This is a genomic window from Blautia sp. OF09-25XD (genome assembly GCF_003482095.1).
GTDB lineage: Bacteria > Bacillota > Clostridia > Lachnospirales > Lachnospiraceae > Fusicatenibacter > Fusicatenibacter saccharivorans.
On sequence record NZ_QUMG01000017.1, the window covers coordinates 61,409 to 83,910 of the forward strand.

Consider the following 22,502-nt stretch of genomic DNA (forward strand, 5'->3'; position numbering starts at 1 on the left):
TTTTTTATGACGGATGAATTATTAAACGAGCGGTATGCGCTTGCAATTGAGCGGATCCGCCAGATTCCGGCGGAAAAAAGCGTTCCGCAGCCGTACCGCGATTTTTTTGCACAGATGGCACAGTACCTCTGCAAAATGGACCAGATCCGGAGCAGAATCGCAGAAGGATATCTAAAAACAGCATCCGAGGAAGAGCTGGCTGTTTTTAACCGCGAGCCGTATGAAGATGTGATCGGGGAGCGGTATGAGACCTCCTACGGAAACCCGGCGTTTGCCGTGCGGGCACTTGGTGAAACGCATGGAAGGAGCCTCTGCTGCCTGTACCGGGAGCTGGGAAATGCTGTTGTCTGGGTCTATGAGGACCGCCTGCTGGAGCTGACTGCGGCGATGGAGCTGTATCTCGAGTTGTATGCGATGTTCGAGGAGGAGACGCTGCCGTCCGCGCAGTATGTAAAAGAGAGCATTTACTGGTATGTGAGCGATTACGCCGAGGAGCGCCAGGAATACCAGGTGCGCGAAATCGTCGACCCGTCGCTGCACTTTGTGAAGGATATTGTGATGGAATCTGATCTGACGGATCTGCGGTATCTGTACCAGTACGGCGAATATATCACCGAAAATGAGAAGGGTACAGCCCGCTTTTTAAATACGTTCAGCCAGGAAGAAATCGACGCGATGGCACGCACCTACACAGAAGGCTTCCGCAAGTGCTTTCTCGTGGCGCGAAAAGATCTGTCGAAAAAGAAGACAGTCAGCATCCGCTTCCATATCGGTTTTGAGCGCATGATCCGTGCGGCAATATTACAGTTCCGCGAGATGGGACTCGAGCCGGTGATTTCCCGCGGCGCGCGGAGAACGTGGGTTGCCGGTGCGTCTGCGAATAAGCAGTATGACTACGATCACCGGAACGATGAGGCGCTGTATCTCAACGAGGATCTCGTGAAGAGACGGCTCCGCGCGATGCAGGTGAAATACGACGAGTACAAAGAACTGGCGGACGGCTATGCCGGCCCTGCGTGGTGGAAACCTTCGGCGAAGTTCCGTTTGAGCCAGTAAATAAAAAACAGGCACTACACTTAAACGAGCGCCAGCAAAAGCTCCGTGTCGGTTTCCAGAACGAGGCGGGCCAGATTGTAAACCGCTATATCAAGGATGACGAGTACGGCTACACGATCATCGCCTACCCGATGCCGGAGATCGATCCTCGCTACGAAAAAATTTTCCGTGAGATCGTAAAGATCAACACGCTCGATTACGAAAAATACCAGCGCATCCAGCAGTACCTGATCGATGCGCTCGACGAGGGTGTTTCCGTGCATGTGCTTGGAAAAGGAGAGAACAGAACGGATCTGCGCGTGATGCTGCATCATCTGAACGATCCTGCGAAAGAGACGAATTTCGAGAACTGTGTTGCCGACTGCAATATTCCGGTCGGAGAGGTCTTTACTTCCCCGAGTCTTACCGGCACGACAGGCGTGCTCCATGTGACGGGAGTCTACCTGAACGAGCTGTATTACCGCGATCTCTGCCTGACGCTGACTGACGGCATGATCACCGCGTATGACTGCGCAAACTTCGAAAAAGAAGAGGACAATCGTACTTATATAGAAGAAAACCTGCTGTATCACCACAGGACGCTGCCGATCGGTGAGTTTGCCATCGGAACGAACACGACGGCGTACGTGATGGCAGAGCAGTACGGCATCGCCGGAAAACTGCCGATCCTGATCGCAGAGAAGATGGGCCCGCATTTTGCGATGGGCGACACCTGCTACGCCTGGGCGGAGGACAGCCCGATGTACAACCCGGACGGAAAAGAAGTAATCGCGCGCGAGAACGAGGTTTCGGCAAAACGGAAAGAAGATCCGTCGAAAGCATACTTCGGATGCCACACGGACATCACGATTCCGTACCGCGAACTGCAGTCGGTTGCGGTCGAAAAAGCAGACGGAACGACGATCCCTCTCATTGAGGACGGACGCTTCGTCCTGCCGGGAACGGAAGAATTAAATGAACCTTTTGGCTGATTATGGGTTGACATTTCTGCGCCTGCTTAGTATATTATAAGCAGAACTGAATGATTAAAACATAAATATAAGCATAACTAATGAATAACGCTTAGAACAGTTAATCAGAAAAGGAGAACAACATGGCTAAAGTAGGAATTGTGATGGGCAGCGACTCTGATATGCCGGTAATGAGCAAAGCAGCCGACATGCTGGAAAAATTTGGAATTGAGTACGAGATGAAAATCATCTCCGCACACCGCGAGCCGGATGTATTTTTCGAATATGCAAAAACCGCAGAGGAGAAAGGCTTCAAGGTTATCATTGCAGGCGCAGGTATGGCAGCTCATCTGCCGGGTATGTGCGCAGCTATTTTCCCAATGCCGGTCATCGGAATTCCGATGCATACCACATCGCTTGGAGGTCGTGATTCCCTGTACTCCATCGTACAGATGCCGAGCGGCATTCCGGTAGCAACCGTTGCCATCAATGGCGGTGCCAATGCCGGAATCCTGGCAGCAAAGATTCTTGCAACTTCCGATCCGGAACTGCTTGCAAAACTGAAAGCATATACACAGGAAATGAAAGAGCAGGTTGAGGCAAAAGACGCAAAACTGCAGGAAACAGGATACCGTAACTACAGTAAATAAAAACAAAGGACAAGGGAGGTTCACCATGGATTACAAGAACGCAGGAGTAGATATTGAAGCTGGATACAAATCAGTAGAATTAATGAAAGAGCATGTAAAGAAAACCATGCGCCCGGAGGTATTAGGCGGCCTTGGCGGTTTTTCAGGCGCTTTTTCCCTGGCAAAAATCAAAGAAATGGAAGAGCCGGTGCTGCTTTCCGGTACAGACGGATGCGGAACCAAGGTGAAGCTCGCCATGATTCTTGATAAACACGACACCATCGGCATTGATGCCGTTGCCATGTGTGTGAACGATATCGCATGTGCCGGCGGAGAACCGCTGTTCTTCCTCGACTACATCGCATGCGGAAAGAACTATCCGGAGAAGATAGCTTCGATCGTAAAAGGCGTTGCAGAAGGCTGTCTGCAGTCCGATGCGGCACTGATCGGCGGTGAGACCGCAGAGCATCCGGGCCTGATGCCGGAGGATGAGTACGATCTGGCAGGTTTTGCTGTCGGCGTATGTGACAAGAAAGACATGATTACCGGTGAAAATCTGGCAGCCGGAGACGTACTGATCGGCATGGCTTCCACCGGCGTTCACAGCAACGGATTTTCTCTTGTCCGCAAAGTTTTCGATATGACAAAAGATTCTTTAAATACATACTATGATGAGCTCGGCGCAACCCTCGGCGAGACCCTGCTTGCACCGACCCGTATCTACGTAAAAGCACTCCGCGCCATCAAAGATGCCGGTGTAACCGTAAAAGCATGCAGCCACATCACCGGAGGCGGCTTCTACGAGAACATTCCGCGTATGCTCAAAGACAATACCGTAGCCGTTGTACAGAAAGACAGCTACACCGTACCGCCGATCTTTGATCTGATGGCAAAGAAAGGCAATATCGACGAGCAGATGATGTACAACACCTTCAATATGGGTATCGGTATGGTACTGGCTGTTGATCCGGAAGATGTAGACGCAGCGATGAAAGCCATCCGTTCCACAGGAGATACGCCATATGTGATCGGCCACATTGAAAACGGAGAAAAAGGAGTACAGTTATGCTAAGATTAGCAGTTCTCGTCTCCGGCGGCGGCACGAACCTGCAGGCGATTCTGGATGCGATTGACGAGGGAACCATCACAAACGCGGAGGTTTCCGTTGTCATCAGCAACAATGCAGGAGCGTATGCGCTGGAGCGTGCGAAAAAGAAGGAGATTGATGCGGTATGCCTTTCCCCGAAGACCTTTGCATCGAGAGAAGCATTCAACGAGGCACTGCTGGCGAAACTGCAGTCGTACAACGTCGATCTCGTTGTGCTCGCAGGATGCCTGGTTGTGATCCCGCAGAGCATTGTGGATGCTTATCCGAATAAGATCATCAACATTCATCCGTCCCTCATTCCGTCGTTCTGCGGAACGGGCTATTACGGACTGAAAGTGCACGAGGGCGTATTATCCCGCGGCGTCAAAGTGACGGGAGCGACGGTTCATTTTGTGGACGGCGGAACAGACACCGGCCCGATTATTCTGCAGAAGGCAGTCGAAGTGCACGAGGGCGATACACCGAAGGCACTGCAGCAGCGCGTCATGGAAGAGGCCGAGTGGGTCATCATGCCGCGTGCGATTGATCTGATTGCAAACGGAAAAGTAACGGTAGAAGACGGACACGTAAAGATAAAGGAGTAAGAGCGATGAAAGTACTGATTGTAGGAAGCGGCGGAAGAGAGCATGCGATTGCCTGGAAGGTGGCGCAGAGCCCGAAGGTAGACAAGATTTACTGCGCTCCTGGAAACGCAGGAATTGCGGAGTACGCAGAGTGTGTCGATATTGCAGCGATGGAGTTTGACAAGCTCGTTGCTTTTGCGAAAGAAAAAGAGATTGACCTGACCGTCATCGGCATGGATGATCCGCTGGTCGGCGGTGTTGTCGATGTGTTTGAGGCAGAGGGACTGCGCGTATTCGGACCAAGAAAGAATGCGGCAATCCTGGAAGGATCGAAAGCGTTCTCCAAAGACCTGATGAAAAAATACCATATCCCGACGGCGGCATACGAGACATTCTCCGATCCGGAAGCGGCAGAGAAATATCTCGAGACTGCAAAATTCCCGATCGTGCTGAAAGCCGACGGTCTGGCTCTTGGAAAAGGCGTTCTGATCTGCAATACCTTAGAGGAAGCAAAAGAGGGCGTCAAGACGATCATGCTCGACAAGAAATTCGGCAGTGCCGGAAACGAGATGGTCATCGAGGAGTTTATGACGGGACGTGAGGTTTCCGTTCTCTCCTTTGTGGATGGAAAGACGATCAAGACGATGAGTTCCGCACAGGACCACAAGAGAGCAGGAGACGGCGACACCGGCCTGAACACTGGCGGTATGGGCAACTTCTCCCCGAGTCCGTTTTATACCGAAGAAGTGGATAAGTTCTGTAAGAAATATATCTATCAGCCGACCGTAGATGCGATGGCAGCCGAGGGAAGACCGTTTAAGGGAGTTATCTTCTTCGGACTGATGCTGACACCGGACGGACCGAAGGTGCTCGAGTACAATGCCCGCTTCGGCGATCCGGAGGCACAGGTTGTGCTTCCTCGTATGAAGACAGACATCATTGATGTATTTGAAGCCTGCATCGACGGAACTCTCGACCAGATCGACCTGCAGTTTGCAGATAATGCGTGTGTCTGCATCGTACTGGCTTCGAACGGTTATCCGGTTTCCTACGAAAAAGGATTCCCGATCCGCGGACTCGAGACGTTCAAAGAGCATGAGGGCTATTACTGCTTCCATGCAGGAACGAAGTTCAAAGACGGCGAGATCGTGACAAACGGAGGCCGTGTCCTCGGCGTGACAGCACTTGGCGATACCCTGAAAGAGGCACGTGCGAATGCATATAAGGCTGTTGACTGGGTTGACTTTGACAATAAATATTACCGCCATGATATTGGAAAAGCGATTGACGAAGCGTAACGTGAATGTGAATTTTAATTTTGAGTAAAATGGAGTCGCCAGAATCCCGGTGAAAGGGAAATCTGGCGACTTTTTCTTTGTATGACAATAAAATAAACCACCTGCTATGCAGGTGGTGGGAATAATCTTTAGATATAAGTATGAGCTCCTGTGCTAATATAGATGTGGGTCTGCAAAACCACAAATGAAAGCACAGGAGGTCCAAATAATGGACGTGAATAGTTTAGCTCATACAAAATGGGAATGCAAGTATCATATCGTATTTGCACCAAAATATCGGAGACAGATAATTTATAAAGCAATAAGAGCAGATGTAGGAGAAATCTTGGGATCATTATGCCGAAGAAAAGGAATTGAAATTATTGAAGCAGAATGCTGCCCAGATCATATACATATGCTTGTAAGAATTCCGCCAAAGTATTCTGTATCAGAAATAGTAGGATATTTAAAGGGAAAAAGTTCCCTGATGATATTTGAACGCCATGCAAATTTAAAATATAAGTATGGAAACAGGCATTTCTGGTGCCGTGGATATTATGTAGACACAGTGGGGAAAAATACTGCAAAAATCAAAGAGTATATTCAGAATCAGTTAAAAGAGGATTTACAGTATGACCAGATGTCATTAGTAGAGTATATCGACCCGTTCACGGGTGAGCCGGTGAAGAAATACAATAAGTAAATCCCGCTTGGAGCGGAAGTAGGAAGTCAAAGCAAACCAGCAAGCCTCTTTTGAGGCTGCGCCGGAGTAAGGAAGCACTGAAAAAGCCCCCAGTTTGGGGGCTGCTGTAAATGTGGTGCAGTTAGCAGACTTCAGTGCGCCTTCCGGGCGCAAGCAGGTAATATCCCCTTCTAGGGGGAGAACATGCCACCCGCTAAGCGGGTGGTCATGACTTTATTCTGAAAAGGGAATAAAGCGCCGCCGTTCCGGATACAATAGTAAGGAGATCCTTTGCTTTTTAGCAGAATCAAAACAGGAAAGGCGGTCAGAAAAGATGGGAATCGTTTGTCTGGCGGGGATTTTTGCCGTATTTCTTCTGCTTGCATGGACGCTCTGCCGGGCGGCAGGATGGGAGAAAGAACGGGAAGATCTGGAACAGGAGCAGTACCTGAAAGAGTGGCGGGAGAAAAAGTTGAAAAAAATCGAAAAAATTTGAAAATTAGTGTTGACATTTGGCGGGTGGAATGCTATACTAACGAAGTCGGTTGGTGATACAGATAAAAAGCCAACAGACAAAACACCGATGTGGGGTCTTAGCTCAGCTGGGAGAGCATCTGCCTTACAAGCAGAGGGTCATAGGTTCGAGCCCTATAGGCCCCATATTTTATGAAAAACGGTGTTGAAAATCAATATGGCGAGATAGCTCAGTTGGCTAGAGCACGCGGTTCATACCCGCGGTGTCGAGGGTTCGAATCCCCCTCTCGCTACTTGCGGAACCCTTGAGAAATCAAGGGTTCTTTTGGCTTTATGGACAGTATGATGATATGGCTGTCATGTCAAAATCGTGTCTTGAAATCCACAGGGATTTGTGAGAAAATGAGACTACCTAGGAGCTTGTTTTGGGCTCTGAAAGTAAATAAAACAGTAATGGATAGAAGAAAGATAAGGAAAAAACAATGATAGAGTTTAATAAACCACCTTTTATTGGAACAGAACTGGAATACATCCGCCAGGCGGCAGAGGAAAACAACAAGCTGTGCGGCGACGGTCCTTTTACGAAGAAATGTTCTGCCTGGATGCAGGACAATTTCAACGTAAAACATGCGATGCTTACGACATCCTGCACCCATGCACTGGAAATGGCAGCTTACCTGTCTGAGATTCAGCCGGGCGACGAAGTGATCATGCCGTCCTACACGTTTGTTTCCACTGCAGATGCCTTCGTTCTGCGCGGAGCAAAAATCGTCTACGTGGATATCCGTCCGGATACGATGAACATCGACGAGACCAAGATTGAGGATGCTATCACCGAAAAAACAAAAGCGATTGTTCCGGTTCACTATGCGGGCGTTGCCTGTGAAATGGATACCATCATGGATATTGCAAAACGCCATAACCTGAAGGTTGTAGAGGATGCGGCACAGGGCGTGAGCGCGTACTACAAGGGAAAAGCCCTTGGAACGATCGGCGATTTTGGCTGCTACAGCTCCATGAGACGAAAAACTATACGATGGGAGAGGGCGGCGCGCTGCTGTTCCAGGATGAGAATTATCTGGAAAAAGCAGAGATCCTTCGTGAAAAGGGAACGAACCGCAGCAAGTTTTTCCGCGGACAGATCGACAAATATACCTGGATCGACTACGGTTCCTCCTATCTGCCGAGTGATATGAATGCGGCTTACCTGCTTGCAGAACTCGAGGAACATGAGAAAATCGACAGAAAGCGGATGGCCATCTACAACTATTACCATGAGCAGCTCCGTCCGCTGGCTGAGGCTGGAAAGATCGAGCAGCCGGTTGTGCCGGAAGGCTGTGTACATAATGCACATATGTACTTCATCAAGGCAAGAAATCTGGAAGTGCGTACAAAACTGATCAACTATATGAAAGAGCGCGGTGTGATGTGTGTCTTCCATTACGTTCCGCTCCATACCTCCCCGGCCGGACAGAAGTTCGGTGTTTTCCACGGAGAGGACAAATACACAACAAAAGAGAGCGAGCGCCTGATGCGTCTGCCGATGTTCTACAGCCTGTCTGAACAGGATATGGCATATGTCGTAGAGTGCCTCATGGACTTTAAAGAGTGGTAACATTTCATGTATGAGAAGTTTTTAAACTACTTTACGGACTATATTTTCGTGAAGGATGAGCCGCAGAAAGCCGATGTGATTTTTGTGCCGGGAAACGGATATCCGCAGATGGCGGCGCACGCGGCAGAACTCTGGAAAGAAGGATTTGCGCCGTATGTGCTTCCGTCGGGAAGATACAGTACTGTGCTCGGGCATTTCGCCGGTGTACAGGATCTTGCGGAGCAGTACGGCGGGAACTATGAAACCGAGTGGGAGTTTCTGCGGACGGTACTGCAGAAAAACGGCGTGCCGGAGAAAGCGATTCTGCGCGAAGACCAGGCGACGTATACGTATGAAAATGCACTGCGGTCACGGGAAGTGACAGATGCGGCGGGCATCAAGGTAAAAAAAGCGATCCTCTGCTGCCGGAATCTCCATGCGAGACGGTGTATTCTGTATTACCAGCTTGTCTACCCGGAGACAGAGTTTTTTGTCTGTCCTTCGGATATTGAGTTCACCAGAGAAAACTGGCATACAAAGGGTGAATGGATCGACCAGGTGTTAGGAGAAATGGAGCGCTGCGGCGGTCAGTTCCACAAGATTCTGCGGGAACTGCCGGCGGATTCTGAATTTTAACACCAGTAGACAAGAAGTCCCCCGCTTCTAAAGCGGTGGGATGAATTGTTAAAAGAAACATAACGGCAGTGGTAGGCGGAGAGAAATCGGTATCCTCCACTGACATGAGGAAAGTCACAGTCGAACTATTCTCGACATGTCAGACTCCGTGAAAATACCGATTGTGAGTGAAACGAAAAGATTTATAAAAAAGAGCGGAAATTGTGGTAAAATTGCGGCTCGTATGGTATACTATCGTTAAGTTAAGTTTCTAATCTAAAGCAAAGGTTGGTGGACAGTATGAATAAGATTGATGAAGTATTAGAGCTTTTAAAACAGAGAGAACGTGAGAGCGAAAAACCGAAAAACGTGATTTTATGGGTCCTTGCCATTGTCGGAGCGGTAGCGGCAGTTGCAGGAATCGCATACGCAGTATACCGGTTTGTAACTCCGGATTATCTGGAAGACTTCGAAGATGATTTCGATGACGATTTCGACGATTACTTCGAGGATGAAGACGAAGATAAGTAGGATGGAAAAAAGAAACTCCGGTGCCGGAACGTGGTACCGGAGTTTTTCTGTCCGGAAATCAGTTTGACATAGAAGGAGAAGAGAATGAAAAAAGGAGAAATTTACGAGGGAGTTGTGGAAAGAATCGATTTCCCGAATAAAGGACGTGTACATGTGGAGGGCGAGACGGTTACCGTGAAAAATGCAATTCCGGGACAGAAGATCCGCTTTCAGATCAACAAAAAAAGAAAGAACCGCATGGAGGGCCGCCTGCTCGAAGTAACAGAAAAATCCCCGATGGAAAAGCGCGATTCGGTCTGCAGTATTTTCCCGTCCTGCGGCGGATGCATGTACCAGACGATGAGTTATGAGGATCAGCTTGCAATGAAGGCCGGTCAGGTGAAAAAACTGCTCGACGATGCCCTCGTGGAGGCCGGCCAGGTCAATGAGGCGGGGGAGGCCGATTATCCGTTCCTTGGAATCAAGGGAAGTCCGAAGGAGTTTGCATACCGGAATAAAATGGAGTTTTCCTTCGGCGATGAATACAAGGACGGCCCGTTGTCTCTCGGACTTCATAAAAAGGGAAGCACATACGATGTCCTGACCGCGTGCGACTGCAAAATCGTGCATGAGGATTTCACAAAGATTCTGACCTGCGTGCTGGCGTACTTTAAAGAGCGGAACGCAAGTTACTACCACAAGATAAGCCACGAGGGTTACCTGCGCCACCTGCTGGTGCGAAGAGCCGAGAATACCGGAGAAATCCTGGTAAATCTCGTCACCACAAGCCAGGAAGAGTGGGATCTGATGCCGCTCGTGCAGGAAGTGCTTGGTCTGCCGCTGGAAGGAAAGGTTGTCGGATTCCTCCATATCATAAATGATTCCCTGGCAGATGTTGTAAAGAGCGATGAGACAAAAGTGCTCTACGGACAGGACTACTTCTATGAAGAACTCCTCGGACTGAAATTCAAGATCACCCCGTTCTCCTTCTTCCAGACCAATTCCCTTGGCGCGGAAGTTCTCTACAGCACCGCCCGCGAGTTCGTCGGCGAGACGAAAGACCGCACGATCTTCGACCTCTACAGCGGAACCGGAACCATCGCCCAGATCCTTGCACCGGTCGCAAAAGAAGTGATCGGCGTGGAAATCGTGGAAGAAGCTGTTACAGCTGCAAAAGAGAACGCAGAGGCAAACGGCCTTACCAACTGCAGTTTCCTCGCCGGAGACGTGCTGAAGGTGATCGATGAAATCGAAGAAAAACCGGACTTCATCGTTCTTGATCCACCGCGCGAAGGAATCCATCCGAAGGCTCTGCCGAAGATAGTTGATTTATATAGGTGTGAAAAAATGCTTTACATCTCCTGCAAGCCGACTTCTCTTGCGCGGGATCTGGTAGAGTTTGCAAAATATGGATACCGTGTAGAAAAAGTCTGCTGTGTTGATATGTTTCCGGGAACGGTGCACTGCGAGACGGTTGTTTTGCTTTCCAAGGGTGAGGTCGACTCGAAAAAGATTCGGGTTGAGTTCTCTTTAGAAGATATGGATATGTCCGAATTTCAAGATGGGGCAACCTACACGCAGATCAAGGACTATGTACTGGAACATAGCGGATTAAAGGTATCAAACCTGTATATCTCACAGATTAAGCGGAAATGTGGGATTGAGGTTGGTAAGAACTACAATCTGCCGAAGTCCGAAGATTCCAGACAGCCTCTGTGTCCACCGGAAAAAGAGAAAGCAATCCGAGAAGCATTCAAATATTTTGGGATGATATAACATCCCGTAAAATGGAGGTTTCTTATGGATAGATTGATTTCTTGTAAGTTTAACATGGATACCGCTTGTGTGGAACTGAAATTCTTTGATGGTAGTATGATTGCGATTGATACGATTGCGGTTGAGAACGAGGTTGCCGACAATATGTATCAGAGGTCGGAACTGGATTATCTGATTTACAATGACCCGATTGGATATGCTGATTTGATATTGAACGGAGATTCCAAAACCTATTTGAAAAACTGTTACAGAGTATAAATCTGTGGATACGGCGATTGGAGCGATTTGCCTGGCTCACTAAACCTCTAAGCCCATAGTTATTGGCTAAGGCAGATATTCAACTTTAATTTTAGAAAACATAAATAAAGGCTATCCAATCTTTTTGACTGGGTAGCCTTTGAAAGTTTTGCTCTTTCTACTTTTTAAGAATCAATTTATGAATGACCATGCCGATTATCAAACCAAAGGATGATACTGCCAAATACCAAAGCGAATGTATCAATGCTGTCTCGTTATAGTATATAAACACAGATGGCACAAATGTAATTGCTATGATTATTGGATACAAGTACTTTACTTTCAGATTTGAAATGCTGCCAATTAGAATTGAAAGCAATAATGTTGCTAAAATAAGCAAAACTATCATTCCCATAACGTCTGTTGGTCCTGCAAATAATGGAAATACATAAAACATAAATAATTGAATTAAGAGTATTAGTATCTCCTTCAAGTATTTCTTCATAATCAAAACACCTCCGTTCATATAAACTCTTTTTTATTTCATTTTGCAAAGATTATCTTGATTTGCAGTTTGTCATTGTTGTAGATTGCTCCAATACTTCCGCCCATACGCTCAATCAGCAGCTTGGCGATGGACAATCCCAAACCGGTTGAATTGCGACTGGCTTCTACTGTATAGAAACGGTCAAACAATCTGCCGACCGTCACATAATTCAGATTGTGCGCCGTGTTGCTGAATGTAACACAGCCGTTCTTATCCATGACTACGGACAGATCGCCGTCAGAGTATTTCAGCGCATTGCTGATAATGTTGGAAAAGATACGGTTGACCGCACCTGCATCCAGTTCACGGAAAACCGGTTCCTCCGGCAATTCGATTTCCGGTTGGATGCCTTTTTCCTGCATGACCGCATAGAAAGACAGCAGACTTTCCTCCAATGCCCGGACAACATCCATACGTTCTGGTTTCAGTTCCTGAAAAGAAGTAACCACACTATATCTGAATAGTTCTTCGGTTAGATTTTTTAAAACATCTGTTCTGTTTTGGATTTGAGAAAGATAGCAGTGTACCGTTTCGCTTTTTTCCTCTCGTTCCAATAGGTCAAGATAACCGTTTATCGCCGTAAGCGGAGTTCTCAGGTCATGGGAAATATTGGTGATAGCTTCTTTCAGTTCCAGATCGCCCTGTTGGTAACGATGGCGTTCCTTGCGGAGCAATCGAAGCTGGATATTAATCTCCGAAGCCAGTTTTCTCAGATGAGGGTCGCTGGAAGAAATATCAATCAGAGTGTTTGTGTCGGAGGAAAGACGTTCCTGGAATTCTGTATGAATTTCATCAATACTTTTTTCTATAAAAATAATCTTTGTGATTAGAAAAAATACAACAATTAACAAAATACAACACAAAATCCAAGGGAACATCTTTCTACCTCCTTACTTTAGGTTCTTTTTCTTAAAGGAACGACTTCCTATAAGAGATGTTGAAAAAATTACAAACGCAGAGCACAATGGAAGAAAAATCAGGTGTTCCACCCCTTCTTCGCAAAGAATTACACCTTGTCCTCCAGGTGTCAGACAGATAAGAAATTCCAGCAGGATACGAAATGTTCCACCGATGAATTTGATATTTTGGGGATGCCATCGCACAGTTGGGTCTGTATCACTCCACATCCATCCATCCAATAACTCTGGTTCTGCAAAACGATCATAAAGGAGCATCCCGATTATGACCATTGCAGCTACAGCTCCCAGACAAAGAAGTGTCGCTGAGTTTTTGTTCTCCGCCAGACTTGCCAACAGACAACATACGCTGGAGAGTGCAACGACCATCAAAAGGCTTGAAAAAATATAAAATGCCATCTCTCCCAAAGAGAGGTTCAGGCTTGCCGTACCCAGTAGCGGAATACCCAGCATCCCATTAACTATCAACCAGATTAGTGCAGTACTCAGTCCAGCACATATGGTCAGGAGAAGATTGGAAAAATAAACTTCTTCACGAGTGTGTCCGCAGATTAGTTCATTGCGCAGAGTTCCATATTCATAGTCTGTTCCCCACAAATATGCGGCAAATACGGCGATAAATGGTCCCATCAGGGGTGAATATCCAAAAAAACGGGCGACCAGCTTATAGATGTATGCATTAGTCAAATTCGTCTGGAAGTAACCGTTGAGGATGATGAATGCGGAAAGCAATACAGCAATCACTAATTCTATTCGAATCATTTTTTTATTCTCTGTACGGTAAAAGGCTGCTCGAAAAAGTTTACGCATTATTATCACCTCCAACCAGAGAGATGTAATAACTCTCCAAACTTTCATCTTTTTCCTGCATAGACAGCACTTCGCAGTTTTCCTTTGCCAGTACAACGGTCAGCTGTGTCACATTGATCTTTGCGAACACATCGGCTGTTGTTGCGGAGATAATTTTATATTCCAGATTCATGGAATCCAGCACACGAGCCAGAGTAGAAGTATCGGTCACTTCCATGCGGACACACTTGCGGCAAACTGTGTCCAGTTCTTCTGCACTCAGTTCCTTCACCATGCGACCATTATCAATGATACCGTAATGAGTAGCCAGACGGGAAAGTTCATCCAGAATGTGACTGGAAATAAGAACTGTAATCTGTTTTTCTCGGTTCAACTTCAAAATCAGTTCTCGCATTTCCACAATACCCTGAGGGTCGAGACCATTTACAGGCTCATCAAGAACAAGAAAGTCGGGATCACCGGCTAATGCGATAGCGATGCCCAGACGCTGCTTCATACCGAGGGAGAAGTTCTTCGCTTTTTTCTCTCCCGTGTTGTCGAGACCTACCAGCTTCAACAATTCCTGAATACAATCAAATGATGGCAGACCAAGAATGAGATACTGGTGCTTCAGATTTTCCTCCGCAGTCATATCCATGTAGATGGACGGTGTTTCCACCACAGCACCCATGCGACGGCGGGATTTGATAATATCCTTGCTGTCATTGCGGATGCCGTACAGAGAAAAGCTACCGGAAGTCGGTTCCTGCAATCCGCAGATCAAGCGGATCAGGGTTGTCTTACCAGCGCCGTTCTTTCCCACAAAGCCATAGATGGAACCTTTGGGAACATTCATAGTAAGACCATTCAATGCCTGAAAGTTTTTATACTTTTTTGTCAGGCTGTTTGTTTGCAAAATATAGTTCATATTGTATTACCTCCTTTGCTGACCTAAGTTTACAAAACAAAAGTCAAGAAAGTGGTCAAGAAAAACGTCAAGATTTGGTCAAGATTTTTTGTTCTGCCAATTTGAAACCAATTCCCCAGACTGTTTCGATATAGTCTACACCGCTGACATCCTGCATCTTTTTACGAAGATTGCTGATGTGCTGCTTCAAAGAACGCTCGGTGCAGTTGGGTGTGTCCAGACTGATTCTGTCAAGCAGGACACTCTTTGAAATTACCTGTTTGGGATTTTCCATCAGCAGTTTTAAGATGGCATACTCCGTTCGGGTCAGCTTCACAGGCTGCTCCTGTACTGTCAGAGAAAGGGAAACCATATCCAAAACCAAATCGCCAACGGAAAGAGATTTGGTTTCGCCATGTTGTTCTGCCTTGCGGAGCTGAACAGTGATACGGGCAAGAAGCTCCTTTGTATCAAAAGGCTTGGTCATGTAATCTGCCGCACCGCCCAGCAGAAGATTTACCTTGTCTTGCACATCTACTTTTGCGCTGAGAACGATAACAGGAATGTTCTCAATGTGGGGCAGAACTTCCTCGCCAGACAATCCCGGCAACATCAGATCCAGCAGCACCAAATCGGGCTTGTTTTGTGAAAGAAGATATAACGCTTCTGTGCCGGAGTATGCACGAAGAACAGAATAGCCCTCTTGCACCAGCACTTCTCTCAGCATATCTCCAATATGAATATCATCATCTATGATTGCGATTGTTTTCATTCTCGTTCCTCGTCAATTTCCTTTTATAGTTCAAACGCTACTATCGTTTCCTTTGGCAACTTCTCGTTTTCGCAGTTTAGAAGGTAGGCTATTGCCTTGTTCGCAAAGCGGTTTGTTTTCATTGTATCCCAATCGGCAAGTCGGACTATTTCTGATGTGCCGTTCTCAAAATCAAATGAAATCTGGCCCCATTCGCCGTCGCAGTCTGCTTGGTATTCGTAGATTGCGGTGGCGATTTTCTTTTTTCGTTTGGTCTTGGATTTCTGTTTCAAGCGGACAGCATGGATTGTGCCCTCGGCAACCAACAATTCTGTCAGTTTGTCCACTGCTCTGCGGTAGGCTCGCTCCGCACCGCTGGCAGTGCTGCCCTCAAACATTACAGCCAGTTCCTCAAAGGTGGGACGGCCTTTCCATGAGCCGACATGCCCGCAGGTCATGCAGATTGCCAGCCGCTTTTCAAGCAAGGTCTGTTCCCGGTAGTTCAGCTTATCAAAAGCTCGCTGCACCTTTTCTGCCTGTATGCCGTTCCAGAGGATGTCGGAGTAGTTCCAAGTATCATCAAGAGCAACATCTTCGCCCGTTTCCTCGCCGTCCTCATCTGTCACATAGAATGGTTGCTGATTGCGGATACCTCGAACAACTCTCAGATATTCTTCCGCAAGGGCAAAGTCACAGTTATACTTTTTGGAAAACTCGCTGACCGCATCCTTGGTGTTATGGTACAGCCAAGCCATTGACCGCACCATTTTATAATTGGTCAGAGAGGATACCGACCATTTTTCTTCGCCCATGCGGAAGCGGAGCATAGCATCCCGGATGAACGGGAAAATGTATGTAGCATACTCCGCACCCTTGGCAGGATCATAGTCCATCAGCTTTTGGAGCATTTGTTCCCTGCAGGAGAGCTTTATATCTATAAAACGGTCTGTATCGTACAGATCGCCGCCATCCACACCCCAAAAGCCTTTGATGCGCTTATTGAGCTGTGGCTCATAATGGTGGAGGAAGAACGAGAAATATATCAAATTCTTTTCCCGCAAGGCAGACAGGATATATTCATTCAGACTGCCCACCGCTGGCGGCTCCGGTTCCAGTTGGAAGATGCGCTCTGCCATATAGGGAATGATACCATCACCGTGCGGATTGACAGCGTATTTTGGTATGTATCCGGTCATATTCCATGTAAAATCACTTAGCATAGCGCACCTCCTTTCAACGTCCAATTTCAAATTTATTTCTTTTTCTTACTCGCAAAAATTGCAATTATACAGAAAACCAAGAAAAACAAAAATCCTATTTTCATTGACTGTTCCTCCTAACAAATTCAAATGCACTTTTGGGCTTCTTTCTTCAAAGCAACCTGTTCCATTTCTTTCTCATAAGTTCCCTTGGCATAAGCGACATTACTTTTTGCCCGGAGCATCTTATCTTTCGCCAGTTTCTTCATAACCTCTGCTAAATCCTCATCCAGTTTGCCACGCTTGATATAGCGGTTTATGGTATTCAGCCGCTTTTCGTATATCTGGATAACAGGATGATCGTCTGCAAGCTCCCGTTGTTCTCTGCCTTTCAGATTGCCGATCTGTCGGCAGGTGCGGTGTAGCTTGTCCCCCGGCGCATAGCCGCCGCAGTATTTGGTGTGCCTTGCGTTGGTTGTCAGAAACCATTTGCCGCAAATTTTACATTTCTTCGGTGCATGACCGACACACAAGCCCTCAAAGAGATCAGACCGGAACATCCCCACAAAGGATACATAATGGATTCGCTTGACGAGCTTTGCAACTTTTTCGCCGGGACGGATGACCGATACATACTGAACGGAATTGTTCAGGGTAGACATCCAGGCATTGCCCTCCGTGATAGAGAACTCCGGCGGGAAATAGCTGCCGAACATTCTGGCGAAGCCCTCTGCGGTACGGTCTGCTTCATTTCCGTCTGATTTTTCCGCAAAATCAAGCATTGCGGTTTGGTATTCCCCAAGGGAGTATGCCAGATGCCCGAATACAGCAGTATATGGTTGGAGCATCATTGCATCGGCATAGTTCGGGATTTCTTCAAACTGCAAGGAATTAGTTGCGGCTTTTATGGCAAACTCCATATATTTCAGCGCATTGTCCGCAGTAAAGACTTTTTCAATCCGTTCTCTATGTTTTGGAATATTCATATTGGAGAACGGCGGCGTTTCGCTGAGAATATCCACCATTGTCAGCACAGCTTCCTTTGCCATAGGAAAGAGTGCGGAAGCATCCTGTCCGGCGTTTAACATTCCAAGCAGTAGATTGATTTTCTCGCATTGCTCGTTCATTCTTGCGAGGGTATCCGCAGGAACATTCAGCGCATCACAGGCAAGAGTACCGATAGGAAATATTTTGCCCTCATATATGACCGTATCCTGCCAAAAATCCAATGTCATCAGTTCTTGATTCATGCTTGCCCTCCTGTCCTGTTTTTTCACTTTTCTAATTATACCATGCAAATGTGAAGAAATCTACATCATCAGATAAGTTGTCCTGTTTTTTGAAATGAGGTTGTCCTGCTTTTAGCCTGCTTTTTTTCAAATCCGTCATAACCATAGTAGAAAGGGCGAAGCACCTGCCAATCACGGCGGGTGCTTCGTGCTTTCCAGACTATTATGAACGGAGGTTTTTCTATGACAATCTATGAAAACATCAAGGCGGCGATCAGCGTGAAGCAAGCTGCCGAGCACTATGGCTGAAAGTCAACCGCAGCGGTATGACTTGCTGCCCATTCCACAATGACCGGCATCCGAGCTTGAAGCTGAATGAAGATTATTCTTCTGCTTCGGTTGCGGAGCCAAGGGAGACGTGATCGACCTTGTGGCAAAGCTGTTCAATCTGAGTAACCATGAAGCAGTGCAAAAGCTGGCTGCGGACTTTGGGCTTGACCCGAAACCGCCCACTGCCGCAGCTATGGTCAAGCCAAAGCGTCCCTATATCCGTCAGTTCCGGGAGGATGAAATGCTGTGTTTCCGGGTGCTGACGGATTATCTGCATCTGTTGGAGGATTGGAAAGTGCGCTATGCACCAAAGACACCGGACGAGCCTTATGATGACCGTTTTGTGGAAGCCTGCCAGATGCACTGCCATATCGAATATATGGCAGATGTGCTGACCGTGGGCGAATTGGAACAGCGTGTAGCTGTTGTGGACAAACTGATGAAGGACGGGTATATCGACTTTCTGAAAGAGTACACTGCACGAAAGAAAAAGGAGGTGGCACACCATGGCGAAGAACCGGAAAACGCCTGATATGAATTTGCCTGTCTGGTTTGATGGGCAGAATATCAATGAAGCTCTGTTTTGTGAAGAATTTCTGCAAGAGAGCAGAATCATCTTTGCAAACAGGGCTTTCTTTACGCCCAATGGACGGGTAACGGATGATATTGTCCTGCGGGGCGAGGTCTACGAAAAGCTGAAAAGCTACACCATCAGCAGCGTACCGCAGAAGATCAAAAACATCATGGAATTGCTGAAACTGGAAGCCATGGTTGAGGATCTTCCTCCCCAGCCTGACCGCATCCATGTTGCCAACGGAACGCTCATGCTGGATGGAAGATTTATCGAGGGGAAAAAGGAAATCGTACAGAGCCGCTTGCCTGTTTCCTACAATCCAAACGCTGCTGCACCTGCTCTGTGGCTGAACTTTTTGGACGGTTTGCTCTATGAAGAAGATATTCCCACCTTGCAGGAGTTTATCGGCTACTGCCTGATTCCCTCCAACAAGGGGCAGCGCATGATGGTGATTAAGGGCAACGGCGGCGAGGGCAAATCTCAAATCGGTGCAGTGCTGTCCACCATATTCGGCACGAATATGAAAGACGGCAGTATCGGTAAAATTTCCGAAAACCGCTTCGCCCGTGCCGATCTGGAACACATCCTGCTGTGCGTGGATGATGATATGCGGATGGAAGCTCTGCGCCAGACCAACTATGTAAAATCCATTGTAACCGCACAGGGCAAGATGGATTTGGAACGCAAAGGTAAACAGAGCTATCAGGGCTGGATGTTCGCCCGGTTGATGGCATTCAGCAATGGCGATCTGCAAGCCCTGTATGACCGTAGCGATGGTTTTTACCGTAGACAGCTTGTGCTGACTACCAAGGAAAAGCCCGTGGACAGAGCCGACGATCCCGATCTTGCAGAGAAGATGAAAGCCGAAGCCGAGGGGATTTTCCTCTGGGCATTTGAAGGCTTGTTGCCAACAACTTTAAGTTTACGGAGAGCGACCGCATCCGTGAAAACCGGGAAGCGGTCAAGCGTGACAATAACAACATTTTTGACTTCATGGATTCCGAGGGATATATCCGGCGCAAGGCGGATGCGTCCATCAGTTCCAAGGACTTTTACGCTATCTATCGCCTGTGGTGTGAGGAAAACTCCCTTGCCCCTCTGAAATCCCGCAGCTTCAGCGATACCATGGTTGCCAATGCAAAGAAATTTAATTTGGAGCATTGCAACAACATCACCAACTCAGCCGGACGGCGGGTATGGGGATTTATGGGTGTGGAAGCTGTGGCACGACCTAATATAAACGGGTTTTACGACGTTTCGCCATGTACGTACGTACCGGAGGAATGGCAGGACTGATTCCTGTCTTTCGTTTTCTGTATGTATGTACACAGCGTTTTACCTGTTTTCCTTTTTTATAGGAATAATCAGCTGTCAGAACTGACCTGTTTTCGGGCATTGAAAATCAATGGTAATGGAAACAGCAAAGTTCTTGACCGCAGGACGAAACCATTTCACCAAATCGTGCTTCTCCAAACCATGCACCCAGTTTACGAAACAATGGGTGTTTTCACTGTTTCAGACAAAATCCCACGGAACAGCAAAGTGGGATATATGCCTGTATGGACAGAGTATCGCACTCACAAAATGAAAGCGATTTTGGAGAAAGCAGATTTTTCACTGTTCGGTGCATCTGCTCCGCTTTGGGGAGTAGCCTTTGCACCGAATTGTAAATCAAAAATATGGAGGAATTTACAATATGAATGTACGCAACGAAATCAAGGCACAGATCATCCGTGCTGGAATGACTATGCAGGAAGTAGTTGACCTGCTCTCGGACGAGTACGGTTGGAGCGACAGCGTTTCCAACCTGTCCGCAAAATTACAGCGGGAAAGCATCCGATACAAGGAAGTATTGGAGCTTGCCGATGTGCTGGGATACGACATCGTATGGCAGCAAAGACGGGAGAAGTGATGCCCCGGCAACATCCCCTCGTAGTTCCCGTCCCCATAGGCACACCGCAGTGCTGTCTATGGATGGCAGTGAAAGATACGCTTTTCGCTGCCGCCGTCTGCAAAGAGAAGTTCACCGGAACAGCTTCATGCAGACGGGCTGACCATGGGAAAAGTTGCAGACATTTTCGCATTGGTCAGCAGAGGTTGCCGCAGCAACCGCACTCCCCCTCGGGAGAGCCCTCGGAGAGCCCACGGCACTTTGCAGCCAGTATGGATGAAAGTGTTATAGTGGGTTATTACACTTTGAAAAAGTGCCTCTCCGCAGCTCCCCGCTGTCTGCAAATTTTAAGGAAAGGACAAAAAATCTATGGCAAGAAATGATGGAATAGACCGCACCGTAGCCCGGAATCAGGACTTACCGACACCGGACGATGTGGCAAAAATACAGGAACACAATGAGCGAGAAAAGGACAGTTACAGCAATCAAGACATTGTGCCGGAACGCACTCCGCTGAATGTTCACTTCAAGACTCCCACCGATGATTATGTGAAAATGTTTGAGCAAATGGAACAGGATGGCGTGATCTCCACCAGAGGTCTGAAACCGGATGCCATCAAATACGGCGAGTTGGTTTTTGATGTGAACTCCGCTTATTTCTACAACCACGGCGGCTATGAATTTGCAAAACAGTTTTATGCTGATGCCTATAAAGCCGCCGTGGAGATCGTAGGCGGTGAGCAGTATATCCTCTCTGCTGTGATGCACGCCGATGAGCACAACCGGGCAATGTCCGAAGCTCTTGGCGAGGATGTGTACCACTATCACCTCCATGTGGTTTATATTCCGGTAGTGGAAAAGCAGATCCTTTGGTCGAAGCGATGTAAGGATGAAGCTCTCCGGGGAACGGTAAAGGAAACGATCACACAAGTCAGCCGAAGTAAGAAATGGGACTCCAAACCGGTGCTTGACGAGGACGGAAATCCCAAGCTCAATGAAAAAGGAAAAAAGATTTTAAGGTCATCCTACAGCGTGTTGCAGGATGACTTTTTTAATTTCATGCGTGCTGCCGGATATACCGATGTGGAGCGTGGAGAGCGTGGCAGCACCGAGGAACATCTGACGGTGACACAGTTTAAGGTGCAGGCGGAACAGCAGCGTTTGGAAGCTGTGACAGGACAGGTGGCACAGGCAGAACAGAGTTTGGAGGATGCTAAAGCTGCTACGGAAAAGCAGAAAAAGAAACTGGAAGCTCTGCAAAAGGAAACCAAGGCAGCAAAGGCCATTGCACTTACGGTGCAGGATATTGAAGCGATGGGCAAGAAAGCCACGTTCGGAAACAATATCACGCTGACACCGGATGAATGCGACACGTTGAAACGCTATGCCACCAACGGCATTCTCTTTCATGCAGAGAATGAGCGATTGAAAGGGAAACTGGAATCTGCTCAAAAGTCTGCATCCATTTGGAAGTAGCGATGTGAAGAAGCGAATAAAAAATATCAAGAGTTGAAGCAAAAAGCCCAGCCTTTCCTGGATGCACTGGAAATTGCATCCGAAAAGGTTCGGGCTTTTATCAATTCCATCCTCGCCAGAGGAAAGGAAACACAGGAACACAAAGCACCTGCCCGTAAGCGTGGACAGGACATGGAAATTTGATGGAGGTAACTGCCTATTGAAGAAATATTATGAGGATGCAAAATATAATGCGGCATTTGTCCGCTGTGTGGATGTTATGAGCCAGATGCTCCAGAAATATGGACATCAGGTTTTGGATAAATTGGAACAGGATGCCCCTCAGAAAGTGGAGCATTCCAAGGAAAGTAATCAAGCACAGCCTTTGACGAATAAGGCTGCGTAAAAATTTACAATTTACACGTTGCGTATTCACTGCGGC

General features: G+C 47.4%; 23 protein-coding genes, 2 tRNA genes and 2 pseudogenes. 20 read left to right on the plus strand and 7 right to left on the minus strand.

All coding sequences use genetic code 11. The features are described from left to right. Window positions 1–6: 6 nt before the first annotated feature. The 14 genes and pseudogenes from DXA93_RS20685 (at window position 7) to DXA93_RS13450 (ending at window position 11,492) form a co-directional block, all read left to right on the plus strand. Window positions 7–2,027: pseudogene (locus DXA93_RS20685) on the plus strand (aminopeptidase). A gap of 122 nt (window positions 2,028–2,149) precedes the next feature. Continuing rightward, window positions 2,150–2,656 carry a 5-(carboxyamino)imidazole ribonucleotide mutase gene (gene purE / locus DXA93_RS13395; RefSeq protein WP_022462013.1) on the plus strand — a complete coding sequence of 169 codons (507 nt, stop codon included), beginning with the start codon at window positions 2,150–2,152 and terminating at the stop codon, window positions 2,654–2,656. A gap of 25 nt (window positions 2,657–2,681) precedes the next feature. Beyond that, on the plus strand, window positions 2,682–3,707 hold the full coding sequence (purM, locus tag DXA93_RS13400) for a phosphoribosylformylglycinamidine cyclo-ligase (protein ID WP_055221253.1): 1,026 nt from the start codon (window positions 2,682–2,684) through the stop codon (window positions 3,705–3,707). Then, window positions 3,701–4,327 (plus strand): phosphoribosylglycinamide formyltransferase, encoded by a 627-nt coding sequence (purN, locus tag DXA93_RS13405; protein WP_022462015.1) that lies wholly within the window; start codon window positions 3,701–3,703, stop codon window positions 4,325–4,327. Before purM ends, purN begins: the two co-directional genes overlap by 7 nt. A gap of 5 nt (window positions 4,328–4,332) precedes the next feature. After that, window positions 4,333–5,604 carry a phosphoribosylamine--glycine ligase gene (purD, locus tag DXA93_RS13410; RefSeq protein ID WP_119208555.1) on the plus strand — a complete coding sequence of 424 codons (1,272 nt, stop codon included), beginning with the start codon at window positions 4,333–4,335 and terminating at the stop codon, window positions 5,602–5,604. A 208-nt stretch (window positions 5,605–5,812) separates the two neighbouring features. Continuing rightward, window positions 5,813–6,286, plus strand: coding sequence for an IS200/IS605 family transposase (tnpA, locus tag DXA93_RS13415; protein ID WP_118556426.1), 474 nt, complete (start codon window positions 5,813–5,815; stop codon window positions 6,284–6,286). 313 nt (window positions 6,287–6,599) lie between these two features. After that, entirely contained in the window at window positions 6,600–6,761 is a 162-nt protein-coding gene (locus DXA93_RS17890; protein ID WP_022462017.1) for a hypothetical protein, read from the plus strand. A 91-nt stretch (window positions 6,762–6,852) separates the two neighbouring features. After that, a tRNA-Val gene (locus DXA93_RS13420) sits at window positions 6,853–6,925 on the plus strand. Between the two features lie 33 nt (window positions 6,926–6,958). Next, window positions 6,959–7,032: transfer RNA gene (locus tag DXA93_RS13425), tRNA-Met, on the plus strand. 189 nt (window positions 7,033–7,221) lie between these two features. Next, window positions 7,222–8,354 (plus strand): annotated as a pseudogene (gene rffA / locus DXA93_RS13430) (dTDP-4-amino-4,6-dideoxygalactose transaminase). A 6-nt stretch (window positions 8,355–8,360) separates the two neighbouring features. Next, complete coding sequence (locus DXA93_RS13435; protein WP_117804313.1) at window positions 8,361–8,969, plus strand: YdcF family protein; 609 nt, start codon at window positions 8,361–8,363, stop codon at window positions 8,967–8,969. Between the two features lie 279 nt (window positions 8,970–9,248). After that, the gene (locus tag DXA93_RS13440; RefSeq protein ID WP_055227097.1) at window positions 9,249–9,479 is read left to right on the plus strand and encodes a hypothetical protein; all 231 of its coding nucleotides are present in this window, start codon (window positions 9,249–9,251) and stop codon (window positions 9,477–9,479) included. An 84-nt stretch (window positions 9,480–9,563) separates the two neighbouring features. Next, window positions 9,564–11,234, plus strand: a complete 1,671-nt coding sequence (rlmD, locus tag DXA93_RS13445; RefSeq protein WP_119208557.1) for a 23S rRNA (uracil(1939)-C(5))-methyltransferase RlmD — start codon at window positions 9,564–9,566, stop codon at window positions 11,232–11,234. Between the two features lie 24 nt (window positions 11,235–11,258). Next, on the plus strand, window positions 11,259–11,492 hold the full coding sequence (locus tag DXA93_RS13450; RefSeq protein WP_055303613.1) for a DUF6061 family protein: 234 nt from the start codon (window positions 11,259–11,261) through the stop codon (window positions 11,490–11,492). 157 nt (window positions 11,493–11,649) lie between these two features. On the opposite strand, the gene DXA93_RS13455 is transcribed toward DXA93_RS13450, so the two are convergent. From DXA93_RS13455 to DXA93_RS13485, 7 genes are all read right to left on the minus strand, one after another. After that, a complete protein-coding gene (locus tag DXA93_RS13455; RefSeq protein WP_055303614.1) occupies window positions 11,650–11,976 on the minus strand; it encodes a hypothetical protein in 327 nt (108 codons plus the stop codon). Window positions 11,977–12,014: 38 nt separating this feature from the next. Continuing rightward, window positions 12,015–12,896: a sensor histidine kinase gene (locus tag DXA93_RS13460; protein ID WP_055303615.1), complete on the minus strand. Its 882-nt coding sequence runs from the start codon at window positions 12,894–12,896 to the stop codon at window positions 12,015–12,017. 12 nt (window positions 12,897–12,908) lie between these two features. Then, entirely contained in the window at window positions 12,909–13,745 is an 837-nt protein-coding gene (locus DXA93_RS13465; RefSeq protein WP_158583303.1) for an ABC transporter permease subunit, read from the minus strand. Further along, window positions 13,738–14,652: an ABC transporter ATP-binding protein gene (locus DXA93_RS13470; protein WP_055303617.1), complete on the minus strand. Its 915-nt coding sequence runs from the start codon at window positions 14,650–14,652 to the stop codon at window positions 13,738–13,740. The genes DXA93_RS13465 and DXA93_RS13470 overlap by 8 nt, the downstream gene beginning before the upstream one ends. A 67-nt stretch (window positions 14,653–14,719) precedes the next feature. Continuing rightward, on the minus strand, window positions 14,720–15,403 hold the full coding sequence (locus DXA93_RS13475) for a response regulator transcription factor (RefSeq protein WP_119208560.1): 684 nt from the start codon (window positions 15,401–15,403) through the stop codon (window positions 14,720–14,722). A 23-nt stretch (window positions 15,404–15,426) separates the two neighbouring features. Then, complete coding sequence (locus tag DXA93_RS13480; protein ID WP_119208562.1) at window positions 15,427–16,602, minus strand: hypothetical protein; 1,176 nt, start codon at window positions 16,600–16,602, stop codon at window positions 15,427–15,429. Window positions 16,603–16,727: 125 nt separating this feature from the next. Next, the gene (locus DXA93_RS13485) at window positions 16,728–17,831 is read right to left on the minus strand and encodes a DUF6076 domain-containing protein (RefSeq protein ID WP_119208565.1); all 1,104 of its coding nucleotides are present in this window, start codon (window positions 17,829–17,831) and stop codon (window positions 16,728–16,730) included. Window positions 17,832–18,228: 397 nt separating this feature from the next. On the opposite strand from DXA93_RS13485, the gene DXA93_RS13490 reads away from it, so the two are divergent. From DXA93_RS13490 to DXA93_RS13515, 6 genes are all read left to right on the plus strand, one after another. Further along, window positions 18,229–18,672 (plus strand): DNA primase, encoded by a 444-nt coding sequence (locus DXA93_RS13490; protein WP_330415126.1) that lies wholly within the window; start codon window positions 18,229–18,231, stop codon window positions 18,670–18,672. Next, a complete protein-coding gene (locus DXA93_RS13495; RefSeq protein WP_330427369.1) occupies window positions 18,647–19,816 on the plus strand; it encodes a DUF5906 domain-containing protein in 1,170 nt (389 codons plus the stop codon). Before DXA93_RS13490 ends, DXA93_RS13495 begins: the two co-directional genes overlap by 26 nt. Next, window positions 19,708–20,010, plus strand: coding sequence for a hypothetical protein (locus DXA93_RS20985; protein WP_442857947.1), 303 nt, complete (start codon window positions 19,708–19,710; stop codon window positions 20,008–20,010). Before DXA93_RS13495 ends, DXA93_RS20985 begins: the two co-directional genes overlap by 109 nt. A gap of 400 nt (window positions 20,011–20,410) precedes the next feature. Next, the gene (locus DXA93_RS13500; protein WP_031473406.1) at window positions 20,411–20,626 is read left to right on the plus strand and encodes a hypothetical protein; all 216 of its coding nucleotides are present in this window, start codon (window positions 20,411–20,413) and stop codon (window positions 20,624–20,626) included. A gap of 348 nt (window positions 20,627–20,974) precedes the next feature. Continuing rightward, complete coding sequence (locus DXA93_RS13510) at window positions 20,975–22,081, plus strand: plasmid recombination protein (protein ID WP_330427370.1); 1,107 nt, start codon at window positions 20,975–20,977, stop codon at window positions 22,079–22,081. Between the two features lie 199 nt (window positions 22,082–22,280). Beyond that, window positions 22,281–22,466, plus strand: a complete 186-nt coding sequence (locus tag DXA93_RS13515; RefSeq protein WP_055303624.1) for a hypothetical protein — start codon at window positions 22,281–22,283, stop codon at window positions 22,464–22,466. The last annotated feature ends 36 nt before the right edge of the window (window positions 22,467–22,502 follow it).